Genomic DNA, 20,459 nt, shown 5'->3' with positions numbered 1-20,459 from the left:
CGCGCCGCCGGGCGGTCGGGGATCAGAGGATCCAGGAGGCCAGGGTGTAGAGCATCGCCCCGACCCAGACGAAACCGACCGCACCCCCGATGAGCATGCCCACCGCCACACGGCGCTGGGCAGGGTGGAGAGGCGCGGTTCGAGCGGTTGAGCGAGATGCGTTCATGCGTCCAGACTGCCGACCATGATCGGCGGGCGCCATCCGTACGGATACTCAGACGCCCGGACCCCGCGCCCGCGCGGGTCCTCAGCCGGTGGTCTCCCGGAGCGCCCGCCTGCACAGCGCGTCGGCCCTGCGGGTGGTCTCCGGCTGGCGGAAGTCCCGGGCCAGCAGCAGCGTGTGCGCGCAGGCGTTGTCCAGGCCGGTCCGGTGCCCGACCGAGACGTACACCGGTTTCGTGCCGTCCTGGGTGCGCAGCGCCTGCCCCACCACCTCGTCCCCGTCGAGCAGCGGCGACCGGTCACCGCGGCGGGGACCGGGCTGTTCGTACGAGAAGGTGAACGGGTTCTTCGCGACGCCGATGACCGGGAGCCCGGTGAGCACGCCCAGATGGCTGGCGAGGCCGAAGCGGCGCGGGTGCGCCCGCCCGTAGCCGTCGCAGACGACGAGCCCCGGATCGACGGTCAGGGACTCCAGCGCGGCCAGCACGGTGGGGATCTCGCGGAAGGCGAGCAGGCCCGGGATGTACGGGAAGGTGACCTGCCCGACGGCGGTGGCCTCCGCCACGACCTCCAGCGTGGCCGCGTCCAGGACGACGGCCGCCGCCACGACGACATCGCGCCGGTCGTCGTAGGCGACGTCGACGCCCGTCACCCGGCCGGTGCCCGGCGCCGGCCCGGACTCGTCGAGCACCACCCGGGTCCGCAGGGTGTCCTGGAGGGCTCGTGCCTCGGCCTCGTCGGCGGGTATCCGCAGTGTCGTCATGGTGCCGGTCAGTTTAGGCGGGCCGCTCCCGTAGCCTTCGGATCATGTTCGTTCTCGATCTTTCCTACACCGCCCCGCTGGACCGCGTCGACGCGCTGATGCAGGATCACGTCGCCTGGCTCGACGTCCAGTACGCGGCCGGGGTGTTCATCGCCTCCGGCCGCAAGAACCCCCGCGAGGGCGGGGTGATTCTCGCGGCCGGGGACGACCGGGCCGCGATCGAACGGCTCGCGGCGTCCGACCCCTTCGTCGTGCACGGCGTCTGCGCGTACCGGATCACGGAGTTCATCGCGACGAAGACGTCGGACGCGCTCGCTCCCTATCGTCAGCAGGTGTAGGACCCGTCAGCGGACGGACGCGCGTGCGGCCCGCCCCTTCTCGCCGGCCGCCCAGCAGCTCCCGTCCGCGGTGCAGTCGACCGTGTCGTACGACCCGGTGCCGACCGTGCGCCACGTGCGGCCGCCGTCCGTGGTGAGGTCGGTGCCGGCCGGGCCGACCGCGAGTGCGGCCGAGCGGCTGTGCGGCAGCCAGGCGACGCCCGAGCGGTAGGCGGGGGTCGGCGTACGGGACGGCTGCCAGCCGCGGCCCCCGTCGGAGGTGACCGCCGAGGCGCGGGGCGACGCCTGGTCGGCGCGGTAGTCACCGCCGACCGCGATGCCGTGGGTCCGGTCCCGGAAGGCGAGGCCGAAGACACCGCGGGCCGGGTCACCGGCCGGGATCGGCGACGCTGTCGCGGTCCAGGTCAGCCCGCGGTCGTCCGAATGCAGGACCCGGGCGGTGGCCGCCCCGCCGGTGGCCAGCCAGACGTCCTTGGAACCGGCGCTGACCAGGCACTGCCCACTGGCCGCGAACCCCGCCTCACCGGCCTGCGCCTGCGGCATGCCGGCGCTGGGCAGCACGTTCCAGCTGCGGCCGCCGTCGGCGGTGGACAGGAGGCGGAACCGGCCGTCCACGGGGTCGCTCATGGCCAGGCCGTGGCGGCTGTCGAAGAAGGTGAGGCAGTCGTAGAAGGCGCGTGCGTCGGTGTTGCGGAACGATTCGGTCCAGGTGGCCCCGCCGTCCTCCGTCCGCAGCACCCGGGAGGCCTCGCCCTCGCCGATGGCCAGGGCCACCGCCCGCCGGGCGTCGAAGGCCTCGATGTCGCGGAACTCCAGTCCCTCCTCGGCGGCGCCGGGCGGCGAGACGTCGCGCCAGTGCCGGCCGCCGTCCGTGGTGCGCAGCACGGTGCCCCGCGAGCCCGCGAGCCACGCCGTACGGCTGCTGACGGCCGCGAGTCCCCGGAAGCGGGCGTCGGTGCCCGTGTCGGTGGGCGTCCAGGCCGGACCGTGCCGTTCGCCGGGTGCCGCCTCGGCGGCGGGCGCTGCCAGCGCGGCGGCCAGCGCGGCCCCGCACAGTCCCAGTGACATCAGTCGTCGCGTCTTCCCCATGGGCTTCATGGCGCTGGAAGCTAATCCACCGGCCGGGCCCCGTCCAGGGTGCATCGCCGGAAAACGGGCACGTGTGCAGGCGACGGTGTGCGGTGACGCAACTCACGCCGTGCTCCGATGCACGGATCGACGGGTTCCATCGTCTGTACAGGAGCGTCGCGAGAGGGAGCAGGCCTTGTCCACCGTAATCGAACAGTCCGTGCAGGCCCGGATGGTCGCATCCGCGCCGCAGATGGAAACGCTTCCCGCAGTACTGAGCTACGACCGCACGGACCCCTTCGCCGTCCGCATGGCGTTCCCCGCGCCGGCGACGCTGGAGGGTTCCGAGGTGTCCTGGGAGTTCTCCCGGGAGCTGCTGGCAGCGGGACTGGACGCGTCGGCGGGGGTCGGGGACGTACGTGTCAGGCCCTTCGGGTACGACCGCACCGTGCTGGAGTTCCACGCCGCCGAAGGCATCGCGATGGTGCATGTGCGCACCGCCGAGCTGCGCCGGTTCCTGCGGCGGGCCCAGGAACTCGTCCCCGCCGGGGAGGAGTACCGCTTCCTCGAGCTGGACCGGAGCCTGGCACACCTGCTCGGCGGTTCCCGCTGACCCCGTCGCGCCGGGGCCGGCCCCGGACCCGTTAATCCGCTTGCCCCGCCCCGGGGACCGCCGTACCTTCGACGATGTCCTTGTTGTCGCCGACAGGAGTAGGACGTTGCTCGTCTGAGGTCTTGAGACACCGTGCCGCACGCCGGGTCATGTCTTCACATGTCCGCGTGCCCGAGTGTGACCTCAGCTCTTCGAGCCGTCCTCCGCGACCAGGGCCTTTCCTCTCTTCTCTTCCGGGATCTCTCCCGTGGAAGGCCAGTGACCGGTGTCTCGCCCCGTTGCCCCTGCCCTTCCTCGCAACCGGGAGTTCCCTGTGCCTGCCCCTCTCACCCACATCACCTGCTCGTCGCTGTCCTTCGCCTGGCCCGACGGCACTTCGGTCCTCGACGACTTCCACCTCACCGTGGGACCCGGCCGGACCGGACTCATCGGGCTCAACGGCTCCGGCAAATCGACCCTGTTGCGGCTGATCGCCGGTGAACTCACGCCCGTCGAGGGCCATATCAGGGTGACGGGCGAGGTCGGTCACCTGCCGCAGAACCTGGTCCTGGACACCGCGCTGCGCGTCGACGCCGCCCTGGGCATCGCCGAGACCCGTGCGGCGCTGCACGCCATCGAGGCGGGCGACGTCGGCGAGGAGCGGTTCGCCGCCGTCGGCGACGACTGGGACGTGGAGGAACGCGCGCTCGCCACGCTCGACCAGCTCGGCCTCGGCCACATCGGGCTCGACCGCACGATCGGTGAGATGTCGGGCGGCGAGTGCGTGCTGCTGCGCCTGGCGGCGCTGCTGCTGGCCCGCCCGGACGTACTGCTGCTGGACGAACCGACGAACAACCTTGATCTGTACGCACGCGGCCGCCTCTACGCGGCGGTCGACGCGTGGAGCGGCGTCCTCGTCGTCGTCAGCCACGACCGGGAACTCCTGGAGCGGGTCGACCAGATCGCCGACCTGCGGGAGGGCTCGGTCAGCTGGTACGGCGGGAACCTCCCGGCGTACGAGGAGGCGCTCGTCGTCGAGCAGGAGGCCGCCGAGCGCATGGTGCGGGTCGCCGAGGCCGATGTGCACCGTCAGAAGCGGGAACTCGCGGAGGCGCAGGTCAAGCTGGCCCGGCGCAAGCGCTACGGACAGAAGATGTACGAGAACAAGCGCGAGCCGAGGGCCGTCATGAACGCGCGCAAGCGCTCCGCACAGGAGTCGGCGGGCAAGCACCGCATCATGCACGCGGAGAAGCTGACGGAGGCGAAGGAGCGCCTCGACGACGCTGTCGAGGCGGTACGGGACGATGCCGAGATCAGGGTCGAACTGCCTCGCACCAAGGTCCATCCGGGCCAGGGCGTGCTTCTGCTGAGCGATCTGGAGCTCGCCTACGGGGCACGGGTGCGGGGCTCGTTCGAGATACGCGGTCCGGAGCGCATCGCGCTGGTGGGGCGCAACGGAGCGGGCAAGACCACGCTGCTGCGGACCCTGGCCGGCGAGCTGGCACCCGTCTGCGGTGAGGCATCGGTGCAGTTGCCGATGCGCTTTCTGCCCCAGCGGCTCGATGTGCTGGACGACGGCTTGAGTGTGGTGGAGAACGTGGCGCGGTTCGCACCGGGTGCCACGGACAACCGGATCAGGGCGCGGCTGGCCCATTTCCTGTTCAGGGGCGCCCGGGCCGACCGGCCCGCAGGGACCCTGTCGGGCGGCGAGCGGTTCCGTGCCGCGCTGGCCTCGCTGCTGCTGGCCGAACCGGCACCTCAGCTGCTGATGCTGGACGAGCCGACGAACAACCTGGACATGGCGAGTGTGCGCCGGCTGACGGTGGCACTCGACGCGTACGAGGGGGCGCTGATCGTGGCGAGCCACGACGTTCCGTTCCTCGAATCACTCGGGATCACGCGCTGGCTGCTGCTCGACGGCGGACTCCGGGACACCACGGCCGAGGAGGTCCGCGCCGGGCTGTGACGTACGGGGCGGGGTGTGGGGGCGAGGGTGGGGGTCGGGGGGTGGGGGCGAGCGGGTGGAGGGCGGCAGCTCAGCGGTGGAGTAAAGCCCAGGTCTTGGAGCCGCCGGAGGCCGTCAGCGCGGGAGCCAGTCCCCAGTCCCCGCCGTGCGCGTCCACCGCGGCGGCGAGCAGCCACATGCTGGCGCTGCGCTGCTCCCGGCACTCCTCGGACTTCTCGGGCGACGCATGGACCGGGTGCTGGTCGTAGAGGGTGATCCGCAGCGCGTCGTACTGCCAGTGGACCCGCAGGAGCATCTCCCGGTCCGGTGTGAAGCGATAGGCGGCCGCGACGAGTTCCGAGGTGGCGAGTACCGCCGTCTCGGCGAGTTCGGCGAGACCGTGCCGGCTGAGCAGTTCGTCCACGGCGCGGCGGGCGAGGCCCGCGCAGAAGGCGCCGCCCGGCAGGGCGAACGAGTAGCTGAGGTTGTCCGCCGCCGGTGGTTGTGGGCCGGCGGGTGCGAGGGCCGGGAGACAACGCAGTGCGCCCTTCATCAAGTGCTGCTCACATTTCTGGGACGTGTGGCGACGATCACACACAGGGGCGCGGTCGCCCCGTGTGAGACTTGCGCTACCGACCGTAGCGCACGCCCGGAGCACAGTGCTACTACTTGTGTGTTTCCGGCTATTTCGCCGCTCACCCCGGAAGGACACACACCGTGCCACCCAGGACCACCCCGACCGCGCGACAACAACGCCTCGGGTACGAACTGCGCAAACTGCGCGAGCAGTCGGGGATGTCGGCCCAGCAGGCCGCCGCACTGCTGGGCGTCGACCGCACCCGCATCCCCAACATCGAGTCCGGCCGGTTCGGCATCAGCGCCGAGCGGGTCCGCACGCTCGCCTTCAATTACGGCTGTCCGGACACAGGACTCGTGGACCTGCTGGCGGAGATGGCGACGGAGCGGGCCAGGGGCTGGTGGGAGGAGCATCGCGGGCTGCTGCTGCCGAGTCTGCTGGACATCGCCGAACTCGAGTTCCACGCAGTGGAGTTGAACACTGCCACCACCACGCACATCCCCGGCCTGCTCCAGACCGAGGAACATGCGCGGGCGGTCTTCGACACCGCGGACCCCCGGCTGCCGGGCCCCGACCTGATGGCCCGCCTCTCCCTGCGGCTGCGCCGCCAGGAAGTGCTGGAACGGGACCGGCCGCCGCTGTACGAGGCGGTGATCCACGAGGCGGCGCTGCGGATGCAGTTCGGCGGCCCCAAGGTCACCCGGGCCCAGCTGGAACACATTCTCGACCAGTCCGAGCGCAGCCGGATCACCGTCCGGGCCATCCCCTTCGCCGCCGGCGGTTTCCCGGGAGCCGGACAGTCGTTCACTTATGTCGGCGCGGCGGTCCCGCAGCTCGATACCGTGCAACTCGATTCCTCGCACGGCTCGATGCTGCTGGACGCGGATATGCAACTGCGCCGGTACCGGGGCCTGTTGGATCGCCTGCGTTTGCTCGCACTGCCTGTCGAGGAATCACGTGACTTCATCCGATGCATAGCCCAGGACCTCTGAGGAGAGACCATGAACGACATCTGCTGGGACGAAGCCTTCTGCAGCGAGGGCGCGAACTGCTTCCGTTTCGGACTCGACGACCAGGGCCGTGCCTACATCGGCTCCACGACCGACCAGGCCGCCTACGTCAGTGACTCCATGGAGGCGCTCCAGGCGCTGATCTTCGCAGTCAAGGCAGGCGCGGCGGACCACCTGCTCTGATCCGGCCCCCCGACCGCGCCCCTGATGCGCTGCGCTCCGAGTACGCCGACAGTTCAGAGCGCATCACCATGGGGGCACGGCCCGGCCGGTCATGCGCTTCCCTCCGGCCCCACACCTCTGCCCGCACACCGTCCTGACCCTCTGTATATACGCATGACCTGCACTTATGACACTGTGTGAACGATTGTCGCCCGGATGGGCTTGGCGGGGGCCTTACTGCCGCTTTAACCTACGGTCTCGTAACCTACGAAGCCGTAGGTAATTCTCCCGTCCCCAGGAGCCCCCGTGACGATCACCTCTCCCCACCTCGGCAGTTCACAGGCGTGGACCGACGCCCAACTGCTGTACGCGCTGGAAGAGGTGGTGGAGAAGGAGCTCAACCGCCATCTCAAGGTCGCCAAGGACTGGATGCCGCACGAGTACGTGCCGTTCTCCGACGGCCGGAACTTCCCCGGTGTCTTCGACGACGGCCAGGCATGGGAGGCCGAGCAGTCCAAGGTCACCGACATCGGCAAGATCGCCCTGGTCGTGAACCTGCTGACCGAGGACAACCTCCCCAGCTACCACCACGAGATCGCCTCGCTCTTCGGCCGCGACGGCGCCTGGGGCACCTGGGTGCACCGCTGGACGGCCGAGGAGGGCCGCCACGGGATCGTGATGCGCGACTACCTGCTCACCTCGCGTGCCGTGGACCCGGACAAGCTGGAGCAGTTCCGTATGGCACACATGGCGGAGGGCTTCGAGTCCGACAACCGCCACTCGATGCTGCACTCCGTCGCCTACGTGGCGTTCCAGGAGCTGGCGACCCGGGTCTCGCACCGCAACACCGGACATCAGTCGGGCGACCCCGTCTGCGACCGCATGCTGGCACGGATCGCGACCGACGAGAACCTGCACATGGTCTTCTACCGCAACCTCCTCGGTGCGGCCTTCGAGCTCGCCCCGGACCTGACCATGCAGTCCGTGCGCGATGTCGTCGTGAACTTCCGGATGCCCGGCCACGGCATGCCCGGGTTCGAGCGGGCCGCGGCGCAGATGGCGATCGGCGAGATCTACAACATGCGGATCCACCACGACGACGTCATCCAGCCGGTGCTGCGCTACCTGAAGGTCCTGGACATCGACGGCCTGGGCCCGGAGGGCCTCAGGGCGCAGGAGGAGCTCGGCCTGTACATGAACGGGCTGGACAGCGAGGCGTCGAAGTTCGACGAGAAGCTCGCCGCGCGCAAGGCGCGCATGGCGGCCCGCGCCGAGGCCTGACAGCCGCCGCAGATGCCCTCGTACGGGGACGGACCGCTCCGGTCCGCCCCCGTACGGGGGCGAGCCCTCCCCCGGGCTGCGCGGACCGTACTCTGTGCCGGTGAAACCTGTGACCCGTGTCGTCCTGTTCGGTGCGCCGATAGCCATCGCCGTGTCCCTGCTCTTCAACAGCGGCGGCGACGCGGAGCTGCCCACGAGCTCTCCCACCGCGAAGGCGCCGGTCACCGCGCCCGCGCCGGCCGACCCGTTCGCCGCGGCGGACGACGAGGAACGGAACGAGCTCAACGCGCGCGTCGCGGCGATGCCCCCGGGGCTGGCCGAGCCGAAGCGGCGCGAGATCGCCTGGCAGCTGCTGGCCAGCGCCGAGGGATCGACGCTGGACTGGCGCAGCCAGTACGGCACGATCGAGGACACCGGTGACGGCACCGGCTACAACGCCGGAATCGTCGGCTTCTGCTCCAGTACGCACGACATGCTCACGTTCGTCGAGTCGTTCACCGCGGAACACCCGGACAGCCCGCTGGCACCGTTCGTCCCGGCGCTGCGCGAGGTCGACGGCACCGCGTCGCACGAGGGACTGGACCCCGGATTCACGACCGCGTGGAAGAAGTCGGCCGAGGACCCCGACTTCCGCGCCGCACAGGACCTGGTCCGGCTGAAGCAGTACTTCGAACCGGCCGTCCATCTGGCGAAACTGGACGGGCTCGGCACCCTGGGGCAGTACATCTACTTCGACGCCATGGTTCTCCAGGGGCCCGGGTCCGAGTCGGATTCCTTCTACGGCATCCGGAAGGCAGCCGCGGAAGAGGCGGACACGGTCGCGGAGGGCGGCGACGAGAGCGCCTACCTGGACGCCTTCCTCGAAGCGGCGCGGACCGTGATGAAGTCCAAGAAGAACCAGCAGGACACCTCACGCATCGACACCGCCCAGCGCGTCTTCCTGGAGGACGGCAACCTGGCCCTCGAACCGCCGCTGACCTGGAAGATGTACGGCGAGACGTTCCGTATCCCGTCCTGAGGCGGCGCGCCGGATCAAGGGCCCGGGGTCACGCCCGGTCGCGGTCCACTCTGCGGAGGCGGTCGCGCTCCTTCTCGGAGAGACCGCCCCACACGCCGAAGCGCTCGTCGTTGTCGAGTGCGTACTCCAGGCAGGCCAGACGTCCCTCGCAGGCGTTGCAGAGCTGCTTGGCCTCACGTGTGGAGCTGCCGGGGGCGGGGAAGAAGAACTCGGGCCCCGTCTGGGCGCACAGCGCTGTCTCCTGCCAGGCCAGAGCGGGGTCGGTCGCGGTGTTGATCAGCATGGGCCACACAGTGCCCTGCCGCGATAAACGACTGATCAACGATCCATCAACCGGCCGGACGGGCCGTCCGCGACGCACCGGTCACTGCACGCCCCTGATCACGGCGAAGGCGGCGCCGTACGGATCCTCGACGTTGGCGAAGGTGCCCACGCCCTCCATCTCCGTCGGTTCCAGCGTCAGCTTGCCGCCCAGCTGCTCGACCGCCCGCGCGGCGCCGTCGCAGTCCTCGACCTCGATGTACGGCAGCCAGTGCGGACCGGCGGCGGCCCTGACGGGCACGGCGTCCAGCGGGACGAGTCCGCCGAACGAGGTCTCCTCGCCGCCACCGGCCGTCCTGATGACGGTGTACGCCCCGCCGCCGCCGGGATAGGGCGTCTGCGTGGTGTCCCAGCCGAAGACGGCGTCGTAGAAGGCGGCGGCGGCCGGTACGTCCGGGGTGTAGAGCTCTGCCCAGCAGAGGCTGCCCGGCTCGCTCACGAGGCCGAGACCCGGGTTCCGCTTCGGCTGCCAGACGCCGAAGTACGCCCCGGCCCGGTCGGTGAACCCGCCCATCCGGCCGTACTCCAGGACGTCCATCGGCTCGAACGGCACCGCCCCGCCCGCGTCGCGCACGGCCTGCGCGGTGGCCGTGACGTCCGCCGACCGGAAGTACACCGACCAGGACGGCTTCGCCTGCTCCTCGGTGACCGTCATCGCGCCGCCGACCGTCTTCCCGTCCAGCAGGAACATCCCGTAGCCGCCCGTCTCGGGGCCTCCGGCCTCGTACTCCCATCCCAGGAGCGCGGTGTAGAAGGCAACGGCCCCTTCGAGATCCGGGGTGCCGAGATCCATCCAGTTGGGGGCTCCGTCGACAAAACGGGTGGTGAGCATCGTGCGCTCCTTCGGTGGTCCCGTTCTCGCACAGCGGGATGTCCTGACCCTCCGAGTCTGGCACCGGGCACTGACAACCGCAGACCCTGCGTGCTCCGGCCACGGCCGGCCGGAGCACGGCCTCACCCGTCAGCGGGTGACCCCCAGGGCCGGCAGCACCGTCTCCGCGACCCGGTACGCCTCCTCCAGCAGCGGATTCCCGGAAAGGATGAAGGTGTCGACGCCCAGGTCCTCGAACTCCTTGAGCCGCTCGACGACCTGGGCCGTCGATCCCACCACGGCCGTTCCCGGGCCCGGCCGGAACAGGCTCATGCCCGGCCACATGTTGGGGTGGACCTCCAGCTCACGGGCGTGCGCGGGCACCTTTCCGCCGTGCTGGCGGAACTGCCGCTGCCAGCCGACGCCGTCCTCGCCGGCCCGGTCGCCGAGCTGACGGGCGTAGGTCGCGTCGCTGGTGACGTCGAGGAGCCGGTCGGCCGCGGCCCAGGCCTCCTCCTCCGTGTCCCGGACGATCAGGTGCAGCCGCAGCCCGATCCGGAGGGTGCGGCCGTACGCGGCGGCCCTCGCCCGGACCTTCTCCAGCTTCTCCTTCAGCAGGTGCGGCGGCTCCCCCCAGGTCAGGAAGACGTCCACGTGCTCGGCGGCCATCTCGATGCCGGGGTCGGACGAGCCGCCGAACCAGAGCGGGATGTGCCCGTCCTGGACCGGCTTCAGTTCGCGGAAGGAGGCACCGGCGTTCCTCAGGTCGTAGAAGCGGCCCTTGTGGTCGAAGACCTCGCCGGCCGTCAGCCGCTTCACGATCGACCAGTACTCCGCGCTCAGCTCGTACCGTTCGTCGTGCTCCACGTGCAGTCCGTACTCCCGCAGCGACTTCGTCGAGCCGTTGACCACGTTGAAGCGGAGCCGGCCGCCGAAGAGCGTGTCGAAGCTGAGCGCCATCTTGGCGAGCAGCGTCGGCGGGATGAGCCCGGGGTGGACGGCGAGCAGGGGTTTGAAGCGGGTGCTGGTCGAGGCGGCCAGCGCGCTGCCGAGCGGCCAGACGTCGTACAGGTCGGTGGCGAGCAGCGCGCCGCTGTAGCCGAGCCGCTCGACCGTACCGGCCAGTTGGGTCAGGTACCCGAGGTCCACGGGGCGCCGGCCCTCGGGCTCCCAGGGGTAGGCGCCTTCGCGCGGAATGATGTACCAGAGGACTTCGGTCGCCATGTCGTCATACCGCCTTGCCGGCCGCGGTACGGGCACGGGCGTGGGCGACGGTGACCGGCCGGTCGATGAATCCGGTCCGGTGGAAGATGTCCGCGGCCTCCTGCTGCTCGGCGATGAAGGCATCGGAGACGGGCTCGATCGTCCAGGGCAGCGAGGCGAGGGCGGTCTCCCAGTCGTCGGCCGAGCCACCGAGGTCGGCGGCGGCGATCTCGGCGGCCTGCCGGGGGTGGGCCGCGGCCCACTCGTCCGCACGTCGCAGCGCGCGGGTCAGGGCCTCGATGACCTCGGGCCGGGATTCGGCGAGGTCGCGGCGGGTGAAGAACACGGAACGGTCGCTGATGACGTCGCCGGTACGGACCAGGGTCCGCAGTCCGCCGGTGCGCCGGGCGGCCGCCAGCTCGGAGCCCTGCGCGACCCAGGCGGCGATCGCGCCGGTGCGCAGCAGTTCCTCGCTCCCGGTGTTGCTGCGGACGGCCGTGATGTCCTCGGCGTAGGACAGCCCGGCGTCGTCGAGCGCCTTGGCGATGAGATGGGTCTGCCAGGATCCGGTCGCCAGGTGCACGGTCGCGCCCTTGAGGTCGGCGACCGTGCGCGCGGGGCTGTCCTCGGGGACGAGGAGCGCACCGTGTTCGGGGCGCGGGGCGGAGACGGCGGTGTAGACGATGTCGTGCCCGGCGGCCTGGGCGGTGACGGGCGGGGTGGAGCCGGTGCCGCCGAAGTCGATGACGCCCCGGGTCAGGAGTTCGCCGGTGCGCACGCCGTTGGTGTACGGGTGGAAGACGACGGTCTCGCCCAGCGGGGCCAGTTCCTCCTGGGCGAAGCCCAGCCGGGACAGGTGGTAGAGGTGGTAGAGGGACGGATTGCTGCTGTGGACACCGATGGTGAGGGTCATTCAGATCACTCCGGCTTCGGTACGTACGGGGGACGGCAGGGAAGGTGCGGGGGCGTCGACGCCGAGGTCGGCCAGGAGCCTTCGGCGCAGGGCGGCGAACGCGGGGTCGCCCGGGTCGCGCGGCCGGTCGACGGTGACGGTCTCGTCGGTCACGAGCCGGCCGTCGCGCAGGACGGCGACCCGGTCGGCCAGCCGCACGGCCTCGTCGACGTCATGGGTGACCAGCAGGACGGCGGGGCGGTGCCTGCGGCACAGCTCTCCGACCAGGTCCTGCATCTTGAGCCGGGTCAGTGCGTCGAGGGCGGCGAACGGCTCGTCGAGCAGCAGGAGTTCCGGCTCACGGACGAGGGCGCGGGCGAGTGCGACGCGCTGGGCCTCGCCGCCGGAGAGGGTGGCAGGCCAGGCATCGGCGTGGCGTTCCAGGCCGACCTCGGCCAGCGCGCGGAGCCCGTGGGCGGAGCGGCTGCGGGGCAGGGCGACCGTCACGTTGGCCAGGACCCTCTTCGACGGGACGAGCCGGGGTTCCTGGAAGACGACGGTGCGGGCCTCGGGGACGAGGACCTCTCCCCCGTCGGCACCGTCGAGGGCCCCGAGGATGCGCAGCAGCGTCGTCTTCCCGCTGCCGCTGGCACCGAGCAGGGCGACGAACTCACCACGGGCGATGTCGAGCCGGAGGCCGTCGAGAACGGCGCGGTCGCCGAACGCGCGGCGCAGTCCTCGTACGCGTACGGCGGGTACGGGTGTCGGATCGGTGGTCATCGGGTGGCTCCCCGGGGAGTGCGCCACGGCATCAGTACGCGTTCCAGCAGCCGCACGACAATGTCGGCGGTCAGTCCGAGGAGCCCGTAGACGAGGATGCAGACGGCGAGGATGTCGGTGCGGGCGTAGCTCTGGGCCTGGGACATCAGATAGCCGATGCCGGCGGTCGCGTTGATCTCCTCGGCCGCGATCAGCGCGATGACGCTGAGCGTCATCGACAGGCGCAGTCCGGCGAGCAGGGACGGCAGGGCGCCGGGCAGGACGACTTCGCGCACGAGGGCGAGGCGTCCCATCCCGAAGCTCCGCATGGCTTCGACGAGTTTCGGGTCGGTGTTGCGCACCCCGCTCGATGTGGACACGTACATCGGGAAGGTGGTCGCGACGGCGATGAGGAGGATCTTCGCCGTCTCGTTGATCCCGAACCAGACCATGAACAGCGGTACCAGGGAGAGGAAGGGGATCGTGCGCAGGGTCTGGAGCGATGAGTCGAGCAGTTCGTCGCCGAGCCGGGTGAATCCGGTGGTGATGCCGAGGACCAGCCCGGCGGCGAGCCCGATCAGGAGGCCCAGGCCGGAGCGGGTGAGAGAGGTGGTGAGCGCGTCGGGCAGCTGGCCGTTTCCCCACAGCTCACCTACGGCACTGAGCACTTCACCGGGAGAGGCCAGGACGTCGGGGGTGAGGAGTCCGGTGGCGGAGGCCGCCCACCACAGGGCGAGCAGCGCGAGAGGCCCGAGGGTGCGGACCGTGAGTGCGTAGCCCCGGCTGCGGGCTCTGCCGGTCCTCGGGCGCGGCCGGATCAGTCCGGGAGGCGCGGCAGCGGTGTCGCTCATGTCAGCTTCCCGGCATCGATCAGGTGCGCGGCGACGTCGACCCGGTCCTTGGTGACGTGCTGGCCGGCGTAGAACGCGGCGACGTCCTCGAAGCGCTCGATGTCCTCGGGCCCGATGGGATCCACGGTCCCGCCCTGCGCGGTGAACGCGGTCTGGACCTCCTTGGCCTTGCCGGTCACGGCGGTCGGGCCGACGTCCGTGAAGACGTTGAGGTACGCGGCCGGGTTCTGCTTCTCCCTGGCGCTGGCCTCGTGGAGGTACTGGTAGAGGGCCCGTACGACCTTCGGGTGCTGCTCGGCGAACTCGGTCCGCACGGCGTTGAGGCTGTAGTTGTCGGAGCCGATCGCGGCGCCGTCGGCGACGAAGTGCGCCTTGCCACTGCCGATCTCGGCGACCGCGTACGTGGCCCAGACGGCCCAGGCGTCGACCTTGCCGGCGTTGAAGACCGCCGCGGTCTGGTCGGGGCGCAGATAGACCCGGGTGACCTTGCCGGCCGGGATGCCGGCCTTGGCGAGGGCCTTGAGCAGCAGGTACTCGCCGGTGCCGCCCTGGTTGACGGCGACCTTCTTCCCCACGAGGTCGGCCACCGAGCCGATGTCCGACCCGTTCCTGACGAGGATCCCCTCCCCCGCGGCGTCCGGGTCGACGGCGGTGAAGAACTTGAAGCCGGGCCGCTGGGCGAGCGAGGTGATGCCGGAGGTGATGGAGCCCGTGGCGATGTCCAGCTGGTCCGCGTTCATCGCCTGGGCGGCAGGGGCGAACGGGCCCGCGCTGCCGGTCCACCGGACCTTGGCACCGGCCTTGGCCAGCGCCTTGTCGAGACTGCCGTCCTTCTTGCCGAGGGCGAGCACCCCGGAGTTTCCGGGGTCGGGGATGCGGACGGTCACCGTGGCCTTCGAACCCCCCGCGGCACTGTCGGCCCCGGACGTGCCGCAGGCGGTGAGGGCGACGAGCGCCGAGACCGTGAGGAGCGCCGGAACGGCGGTGGTGCGCAGTGGTCGGGCGAGAATCATGACGAGGGTTCCTCTGGGCTCAGGGGTGCGGGGGCGCGGCGTACCAGGGCGGCGGCGCGGCGCAGCGGTTCGGGGTCGGCCCAGGCCGCCACGTCGACGGGTTCGGGCAGGAAGCCGTGGGCGCGCAGCCCGGCCTCCTGTGCGGCGAGCAGGGCGAGACGTTCGGCGGACAGGTCGGGGTGGAGGGCCAGATGGGTGCCGGGCCGGTAGGCGCCGGCCACTCCGTCGGCGCCCGCCCCGGTCTCGGCGCCGAGGATGCGCCGGACCTCCTCGGGCTGCCCGGCGGCCCAGTCGGCCGCCCTCAGCAGGACGGCGAGGAAGCGGTCGACGAGGTCGGGGTGTTCGTCCAGGAGCTGCTGGTGGACGGTGATGGGGCGCGGGGTGCCGTTGTTGACGCGGAAGCGCCGGCCGGGCAGTTCGTCGAGTTCGACGGCCACGTCGGCGCCGGCCCGGCGGGCCGCCTCGACGGCCACCGCGCCCTTCACGTACACGGCGTCGACGTCGCCGCGCCGCAGCGCCGCGAGTTCGGCCGCCCACTGGCCCTCGTGCCCGGCGGCGGGTACGTCGGCGAACGAGGCGTCGTCCAGGGCGAGTCCGGCGGAGGCGAGCGCCCCCTCGAAGCCTCGCAGGGCCATGGCCCGCCAGAAGTCGATGGCGATGTCGTGCTTCGGCACGGCGAGGCGCAGCCCGCGAAGCGCGGCGGCGCCACGGATCCCGGAGCCGGGCGCGACCAGGACGGCCTGCCGCTCCTCGATCCAGGTGAGTCCGACCAGCCGGGTGCGCTCGCCTCGTGAACGGGCCCACAGGGCGGGCACGTTGCCGCCCTCCCGGAAGAGGCCGGGCAGGGCGTGGGTGTAGTGCGCGGCGCGGTCGGCGTCCGGGGAGGCGTCCTGGAGGGAGCGGACGGAGATGCCGTCGGCGGCGAACTCGTCCGTGAGCCACCGCCGGTCGGCGGCGATGCCGGTGGCGGTGGGAACGGGACAGCGGGTGAACCAGAGGGTGCGGGGCAGGACGGCAGACGTCATGGGGTCTTCCCGGGGATCGGCGGAGCAGGAGGTCGGCCGACGGGCACGGCGCATGCGTCCCGAAGCCGGGAGGCGCGTGCGGCAGGGGCCCGTGAGGCGTCCGTGGGACGCGTCAGGCGTGAAGAGGGAAAGCGTGCGGGGAGGGTCAGCGACAGGCGGCGCTGGAGACGCGGGCCAGGTCGATGTGACGGCGCAGCGTGAGGGCGAGCAGGACCGGAGCGGTGCGGTCGGGTTGCGCGGATCGGCGGCCGGCCACGGCACTGCTCCCTTCGGCTCGTCGGTGGTGAGGGCTGCAGCGTGCCACGGGGTGTCACCCGTACACAACTCGCTTCCCATGATGTGGGATTGGGTATGAACGGCATGTTTCACCAGCCGGTTCGGGGCCGGGCCAGCTCCCGTAATGTGGCATGGTCGGGCCCCGCATCCCCACGAGCGGAGAGTGAACCCCATGACCGAGTCCGCAGCGGTACGCGCTCCCGGTGGGGCGCAGGCGGTACAGCGCGCCCTGGACGTCCTGCACTGTTTCCACGACAACGGCCCCGATCTGAGCGCCTCCGATCTGGCCCGCCGTCTCGCGCTGTCGGTCTCCACGGCTCACCGGCTGGCGCGCACCCTGCTGGGTGCCGGGTTCCTGGAGCAGGACGCCAGGACGTCCCGTTACCGGCTGGGGCCCGCCGTGACCGAGCTGGGCCGGCTCTCCTACCACCAGCGCGGTCTGCATCTGGCCGCCCCCGAGCTGGCCGATCTCGCCGAGCGCACGGGCGCCACCGCCGACCTGGCGCTGCGCAGCGGGCCGCACGCGGTGATCGTCGCGGGCGGTTCGGTGACCCCCAAGGTGGGGCTGCGCCGGCCGCTGCACTCCACGGCTCTGGGCAAGGTGCTGCTGGCCTGGGCGAGGCCGGGCGACGGCGGACCCTCCTCGCTGCCGCCGCTGCCCGCCTTCACCGACCGGACGATCGTGGAACCGGCGGCCCTGGAGGCGGAGCTGGCCCGGGTGCGGTCCGACGCCTACGCCGTCAACGACGGCGAGTCGGCCCACGGGGTGCGGACCCTGGCGGTGCCCGTGCTGGACGGTGCCGGGTACGCCCGTTTCGCCCTGGCGGTACGGGCCACCCCGTCCGTGATCACCGACGAGCGCGGCGACTGGTTCCTGGCGCAGGCGCGTTCCTGCGCACGGGCGCTGGAGGTGCTGCTGCTGTCGCCGGCGGAGCGTCGGCCGCCCGCGCCCTGAGCCGTCCGGCGGGCCACGTCGTCAGTCGCGCATGGGACGATATGAGTCGCTCCGGGCGGAAGCCGGGCGCAGCGGCAAGGCGGCGGGGACAGAAGGTACGACATGACTGAGGCCGGGTCCAGGGAGGGCGGGGCGCCGACCGGGCGGGCGGCCCGGGAACTGCTGGCGCGGGCCGATGGGCTGCTCGAAGCGGCGCGCGGTGTCCTGGCGGATCACACCCGCGCGGTCGGCGCCGTGCGCACCGCGCTGGACCCGCTCCTCGACGCCCTGGTCCGCAAGGAGCTGTCGGCCATCCCGGTGTCCCGGCTCAAGGACGTCACCGAGGGCCGGCTGCGCCTCGGCGCGGTCGAGCAGGCCGGGTTCACGACGGTGGAACAGGTGTACGGGGCAGGCCGGTACGAGCTCCGCCAGATTCCCGGCGTCGGTGCGCAGACGGCGGACCAGACCCTGGCCGCCGCGGGTCAGATCGCGCACGCGGTGCGGGACACGGTCGCCCTGCGGATAGACGTGGACGCCCCGGCCGCGGGCACGACGGCCCTGGTCACCGCGTTGTACCGGCTGGTCGAGGCCGGGCCGGACGTGCGGCGGGCCGTGGACGGGGCCCGGCGGCTGGCCACCGGTCTGGAGCCGCTGCTGGCCGCTGCCGGACCGGCCCGGGGCCGGTTGCGGATGGTCTTCACCCGGCGGGAGGCCCGGGCGGGGGTGCTGGAAGCCGTCGCCTCCGTGCGGGCGGCCGTCGCCGATGCGGTGGAGCGCGGACTTCCTCCGCTCTTCGCCCAGGTGTCGGTGGACCTGCTGCGGGATCCCGGGTCCGATGTCGCCGCCTGGGTCGACTTCGAGCTGCGGTCAGCGGAGTACTACAGCCTGCTGGCGGAGATGTCGGGCACGGGCCCCGACCGGGACGCGGCCGAAGGGTTCCTGCCGTCCGGGATCGCCGACCGGGTCCGCGGGCTGCGGCTGGACGACGCCCGGCTGCGGGTCTCGCTGCGCGGTTACCAGTCCTTCGGCGCGCGCTTCGCGCTCGCGCAGAAACGGGTGATCCTCGGGGATGAGATGGGGCTCGGCAAGACCGTCCAGGCCATCGCCGCGCTGGCCCATCTCGCGGCGCGCGGGGAGACGCACTTCCTGGTGGTGTGCCCCGCGAGCGTGCTGATCAACTGGACGCGGGAGGTGCGTGCCCGCTCCACGCTGCGACCGCTGCCGGTGCACGGTCCGGAGCGGCAGGGGGCGTTCGCCGAGTGGCGCGAGAGCGGCGGGGTCGCGCTGACCACCTTCGACGCCCTGCACACGCTGCCCGGCGCGGGCGAGAGCGGGGTGCGGCCCGGCATGCTCGTCGTCGACGAGGCGCACTACGTGAAGAATCCGGCCACCCGCCGCGCCCGCGCCGTGTCCGGCTGGTCGGAGGGGACCGAGCACGTGCTCTTCCTCACCGGCACACCCATGGAGAACCGGGTGGAGGAGTTCCGCAGTCTGGTCCGCCATCTCCAGCCCGAACTGGCGCCGTCCGTCAGCACCACGCACGGCGTCGCCGGCTCGCACGCCTTCCGCCGGGCCGTCGCCCCCGCCTATCTGCGCCGCAACCAGCAGGACGTGCTCACCGAACTCCCCGCGCTCGTGCAGGTCGACGAGTGGGAGGAGTTCAGCGAGGCCGATCAGCAGGCGTACCACGAGGCGGTGGCCGACGGGCATTTCATGCGGATGCGCCGGGCCGCGTACGCGTGCCCGGCCACGTCCGCGAAGCTGAACCGGCTGCGCGAACTCGTCGCGGAAGCCGAGGACAACGGCCTGAAGGTCGTCGTGTTCTCCTACTTCCGCGAGGTGCTGGACACGGTCCGCCAGTCCCTCGGGGAAGGCGTGTTCGGCCCGCTGTCCGGAAGCGTGCCGGCCCCGCGGCGCCAGCGGCTGATCGACGGTTTCGCCGCGGCCGACGGTCACGCGGTGCTGCTCAGCCAGATCCAGGCGGGCGGGATCGGGCTGAACATGCAGGCCGCCTCGGTCGTCATCCTCTGCGAACCGCAGATCAAGCCAACGATGGAGCACCAGGCCGTGGCCCGGGCGCACCGGATGGGCCAGATACGCACGGTCCAGGTGCACCGGCTCCTCGCGGCGGACAGCGTCGACCAGCGGATGCTGGACATCCTGGCCCGCAAGGAGCGGTTGTTCGACGCGTACGCACGGCGCAGCGACGTCGCCGAGACGACGCCGGACGCCGTGGACGTGTCGGACGGTTCGCTGGCCCGCCGCATCGTCGAGGAGGAACAGCAGCGCCTCGCCGCGGCGGCGGACAGCCCTTAGGGCCTCTTGTCCGGATCATGCCGGGCTCGCGGGGCCGGGCGCCGTGACCCCGGCCGTGATCCTCTGCCGGCGCCTAGTGGCCTTCGTGCGCCGACTCCTTCGCCGAGGCTTTCGCCTCCGGCGCCGACGGCATGGCGTGTCCGTCGTGCCCCGGCACCGTCCCGTCCGCCTTGGCGACCAGCAGCATTCCGGCCATGCCCATGTCGGAGTGGCTCTGCACATGGCAGTGGTACATCCAGGCCCCGGCGCCCACGTGCTCACCCGCGATGACCTGGAAGCCGAAGGAGTCCGCAGGCCCGACGATCTTCGTGTCGATGACCCGGCTGGGGTCGTCGGGCCCGGTGAGCAGGCCCGTGCGGTTGTCCGCCCAGCGGTGACCGTGGATGTGGAAGGTGTGGTAGTACTCGCCGTGCGTGATCATGACGACTTCGAGCCGGTCCCCCACCGTGGCCTCGAAGTCGGGGCTCTTGTCGGCGGGCTGGTTGTTGATCGTCATGTCGTTGAAGACGATCGTGATGGTCTTGTCGGGCAGGATGTCGCCCTTGCGCCGGACGATCACCGGCCCGTACAGCCCCTTGCGGATGCCACCCGTGCCGTGATCCGTCCCGACGACGTGGTCGTGGTAGTGCCAGTAGCCCGCGCTGCCCGGCTGCCAGGTGCCGTCCTTGCGCCGGCCCGGGGCGTGGGTGCGCCAGGTGTACGTACGGGTCTCGCCCGGTTCGACGATGCTCCGGTTCATCCGGGTGCCGTCGCTCGCGATGTCGTAGTCGACGCCGTGCGCGTGGAGGCTGGCCGCCACGTCCATGGTGTTCTCGAACTCGATGTGCAGGGTGTCGCCCTCGTTGATCTCGATCAGCGGTCCGGGGACCGACGCCTTGCCCTTCTCGAACCCGTAGCCCATCCGGCCGTCCGCCAGTTTCTCCGCGTACAGCTTGAGATGGCGGACCACGCCGCCGGCGGGCGCCGTCCGGGGTGGGTTCTCCGCCGAGGTGGCCTCGATCGCGCCGAGGGACAACGATGTCACCCCGGTCGCAGCCGCCACCCCACCGCCCATCAGAACCCGCCGGTTGAAGCTCCTTCGGTTCATGTCGAACTCCCCACTGTGGGATGGATGTTGCGGAGATCGGGCCACACGGTAGCCC

General features: G+C 71.5%; 23 protein-coding genes. 9 read left to right on the top strand and 14 right to left on the bottom strand.

Annotated elements, in window-relative coordinates; all coding sequences use genetic code 11:
* Window positions 1-22: 22 nt before the first annotated feature.
* Both mmpA and ACIQMX_RS15830 read right to left on the bottom strand, forming a co-directional pair.
* Complete coding sequence (gene mmpA / locus ACIQMX_RS15835; protein WP_363074350.1) at window positions 23-166, bottom strand: morphogenic membrane protein MmpA; 144 nt, start codon at window positions 164-166, stop codon at window positions 23-25.
* 81 nt (window positions 167-247) lie between these two features.
* Window positions 248-925, bottom strand: coding sequence for an endonuclease V (locus ACIQMX_RS15830; RefSeq protein ID WP_402478299.1), 678 nt, complete (start codon window positions 923-925; stop codon window positions 248-250).
* 44 nt (window positions 926-969) lie between these two features.
* Here ACIQMX_RS15830 and ACIQMX_RS15825 point away from each other — a divergent pair, with 44 nt between their 5' ends.
* A complete protein-coding gene (locus tag ACIQMX_RS15825) occupies window positions 970-1,263 on the top strand; it encodes a YciI family protein (protein WP_363074346.1) in 294 nt (97 codons plus the stop codon).
* Between the two features lie 6 nt (window positions 1,264-1,269).
* Here ACIQMX_RS15825 and ACIQMX_RS15820 read toward each other — a convergent pair whose 3' ends face one another.
* The gene (locus ACIQMX_RS15820) at window positions 1,270-2,361 is read right to left on the bottom strand and encodes a YCF48-related protein (RefSeq protein ID WP_363074344.1); all 1,092 of its coding nucleotides are present in this window, start codon (window positions 2,359-2,361) and stop codon (window positions 1,270-1,272) included.
* Window positions 2,362-2,527: 166 nt separating this feature from the next.
* Here ACIQMX_RS15820 and ACIQMX_RS15815 point away from each other — a divergent pair, with 166 nt between their 5' ends.
* Both ACIQMX_RS15815 and ACIQMX_RS15810 read left to right on the top strand, forming a co-directional pair.
* Entirely contained in the window at window positions 2,528-2,944 is a 417-nt protein-coding gene (locus ACIQMX_RS15815; RefSeq protein WP_363074342.1) for an SsgA family sporulation/cell division regulator, read from the top strand.
* Window positions 2,945-3,257: 313 nt separating this feature from the next.
* Window positions 3,258-4,889: an ABC-F family ATP-binding cassette domain-containing protein gene (locus ACIQMX_RS15810; RefSeq protein ID WP_402478294.1), complete on the top strand. Its 1,632-nt coding sequence runs from the start codon at window positions 3,258-3,260 to the stop codon at window positions 4,887-4,889.
* 70 nt (window positions 4,890-4,959) lie between these two features.
* Here ACIQMX_RS15810 and ACIQMX_RS15805 read toward each other — a convergent pair whose 3' ends face one another.
* Complete coding sequence (locus tag ACIQMX_RS15805) at window positions 4,960-5,421, bottom strand: ATP-binding protein (RefSeq protein ID WP_363074338.1); 462 nt, start codon at window positions 5,419-5,421, stop codon at window positions 4,960-4,962.
* Window positions 5,422-5,585: 164 nt separating this feature from the next.
* On the opposite strand from ACIQMX_RS15805, the gene ACIQMX_RS15800 reads away from it, so the two are divergent.
* From ACIQMX_RS15800 to ACIQMX_RS15785, 4 genes are all read left to right on the top strand, one after another.
* A complete protein-coding gene (locus tag ACIQMX_RS15800; RefSeq protein ID WP_402478291.1) occupies window positions 5,586-6,437 on the top strand; it encodes a Scr1 family TA system antitoxin-like transcriptional regulator in 852 nt (283 codons plus the stop codon).
* Window positions 6,438-6,446: 9 nt separating this feature from the next.
* Window positions 6,447-6,638, top strand: a complete 192-nt coding sequence (locus tag ACIQMX_RS15795) for a hypothetical protein (protein ID WP_363074334.1) — start codon at window positions 6,447-6,449, stop codon at window positions 6,636-6,638.
* A 285-nt stretch (window positions 6,639-6,923) separates the two neighbouring features.
* Window positions 6,924-7,898 carry an acyl-ACP desaturase gene (locus ACIQMX_RS15790; RefSeq protein WP_402478287.1) on the top strand — a complete coding sequence of 325 codons (975 nt, stop codon included), beginning with the start codon at window positions 6,924-6,926 and terminating at the stop codon, window positions 7,896-7,898.
* Between the two features lie 109 nt (window positions 7,899-8,007).
* A complete protein-coding gene (locus ACIQMX_RS15785) occupies window positions 8,008-8,916 on the top strand; it encodes a chitosanase (RefSeq protein ID WP_402478493.1) in 909 nt (302 codons plus the stop codon).
* A gap of 28 nt (window positions 8,917-8,944) precedes the next feature.
* Here the strand turns inward: ACIQMX_RS15785 and ACIQMX_RS15780 are convergent, their stop codons facing one another.
* The 9 genes from ACIQMX_RS15780 to ACIQMX_RS15740 form a co-directional block, all read right to left on the bottom strand.
* Window positions 8,945-9,199, bottom strand: a complete 255-nt coding sequence (locus ACIQMX_RS15780; RefSeq protein ID WP_219568402.1) for a WhiB family transcriptional regulator — start codon at window positions 9,197-9,199, stop codon at window positions 8,945-8,947.
* Between the two features lie 81 nt (window positions 9,200-9,280).
* Window positions 9,281-10,069, bottom strand: coding sequence for a VOC family protein (locus ACIQMX_RS15775; RefSeq protein WP_363074330.1), 789 nt, complete (start codon window positions 10,067-10,069; stop codon window positions 9,281-9,283).
* A 129-nt stretch (window positions 10,070-10,198) separates the two neighbouring features.
* Window positions 10,199-11,272 carry an LLM class flavin-dependent oxidoreductase gene (locus ACIQMX_RS15770; RefSeq protein WP_363074328.1) on the bottom strand — a complete coding sequence of 358 codons (1,074 nt, stop codon included), beginning with the start codon at window positions 11,270-11,272 and terminating at the stop codon, window positions 10,199-10,201.
* A gap of 4 nt (window positions 11,273-11,276) precedes the next feature.
* A complete protein-coding gene (locus tag ACIQMX_RS15765; protein ID WP_402478282.1) occupies window positions 11,277-12,164 on the bottom strand; it encodes an ABC transporter substrate-binding protein in 888 nt (295 codons plus the stop codon).
* Window positions 12,165-12,923: an ABC transporter ATP-binding protein gene (locus tag ACIQMX_RS15760; RefSeq protein WP_363074324.1), complete on the bottom strand. Its 759-nt coding sequence runs from the start codon at window positions 12,921-12,923 to the stop codon at window positions 12,165-12,167.
* Window positions 12,920-13,753 carry an ABC transporter permease gene (locus ACIQMX_RS15755; RefSeq protein WP_402478279.1) on the bottom strand — a complete coding sequence of 278 codons (834 nt, stop codon included), beginning with the start codon at window positions 13,751-13,753 and terminating at the stop codon, window positions 12,920-12,922. The genes ACIQMX_RS15760 and ACIQMX_RS15755 overlap by 4 nt, the downstream gene beginning before the upstream one ends.
* On the bottom strand, window positions 13,750-14,766 hold the full coding sequence (locus ACIQMX_RS15750; RefSeq protein ID WP_402478276.1) for an NrtA/SsuA/CpmA family ABC transporter substrate-binding protein: 1,017 nt from the start codon (window positions 14,764-14,766) through the stop codon (window positions 13,750-13,752). The genes ACIQMX_RS15755 and ACIQMX_RS15750 overlap by 4 nt, the downstream gene beginning before the upstream one ends.
* The gene (locus ACIQMX_RS15745; protein WP_402478274.1) at window positions 14,763-15,791 is read right to left on the bottom strand and encodes an ABC transporter substrate-binding protein; all 1,029 of its coding nucleotides are present in this window, start codon (window positions 15,789-15,791) and stop codon (window positions 14,763-14,765) included. Before ACIQMX_RS15745 ends, ACIQMX_RS15750 begins: the two co-directional genes overlap by 4 nt.
* 145 nt (window positions 15,792-15,936) lie before the next feature.
* Window positions 15,937-16,047 (bottom strand): putative leader peptide, encoded by a 111-nt coding sequence (locus tag ACIQMX_RS15740; protein WP_363074316.1) that lies wholly within the window; start codon window positions 16,045-16,047, stop codon window positions 15,937-15,939.
* 192 nt (window positions 16,048-16,239) lie between these two features.
* On the opposite strand from ACIQMX_RS15740, the gene ACIQMX_RS15735 reads away from it, so the two are divergent.
* Both ACIQMX_RS15735 and ACIQMX_RS15730 read left to right on the top strand, forming a co-directional pair.
* Complete coding sequence (locus ACIQMX_RS15735) at window positions 16,240-17,022, top strand: IclR family transcriptional regulator (RefSeq protein ID WP_402478271.1); 783 nt, start codon at window positions 16,240-16,242, stop codon at window positions 17,020-17,022.
* Window positions 17,023-17,124: 102 nt separating this feature from the next.
* Window positions 17,125-19,317 (top strand): DEAD/DEAH box helicase, encoded by a 2,193-nt coding sequence (locus ACIQMX_RS15730; RefSeq protein WP_402478268.1) that lies wholly within the window; start codon window positions 17,125-17,127, stop codon window positions 19,315-19,317.
* Between the two features lie 73 nt (window positions 19,318-19,390).
* Here the strand turns inward: ACIQMX_RS15730 and ACIQMX_RS15725 are convergent, their stop codons facing one another.
* Window positions 19,391-20,404, bottom strand: a complete 1,014-nt coding sequence (locus ACIQMX_RS15725; RefSeq protein ID WP_363074310.1) for a multicopper oxidase domain-containing protein — start codon at window positions 20,402-20,404, stop codon at window positions 19,391-19,393.
* Window positions 20,405-20,459: the final 55 nt, after the last annotated feature.

The organism is Streptomyces sp. NPDC091416 (genome assembly GCF_044756845.1).
GTDB lineage: Bacteria > Actinomycetota > Actinomycetes > Streptomycetales > Streptomycetaceae > Streptomyces.
This window is presented reverse-complemented; position numbering and strand designations above follow the sequence as displayed.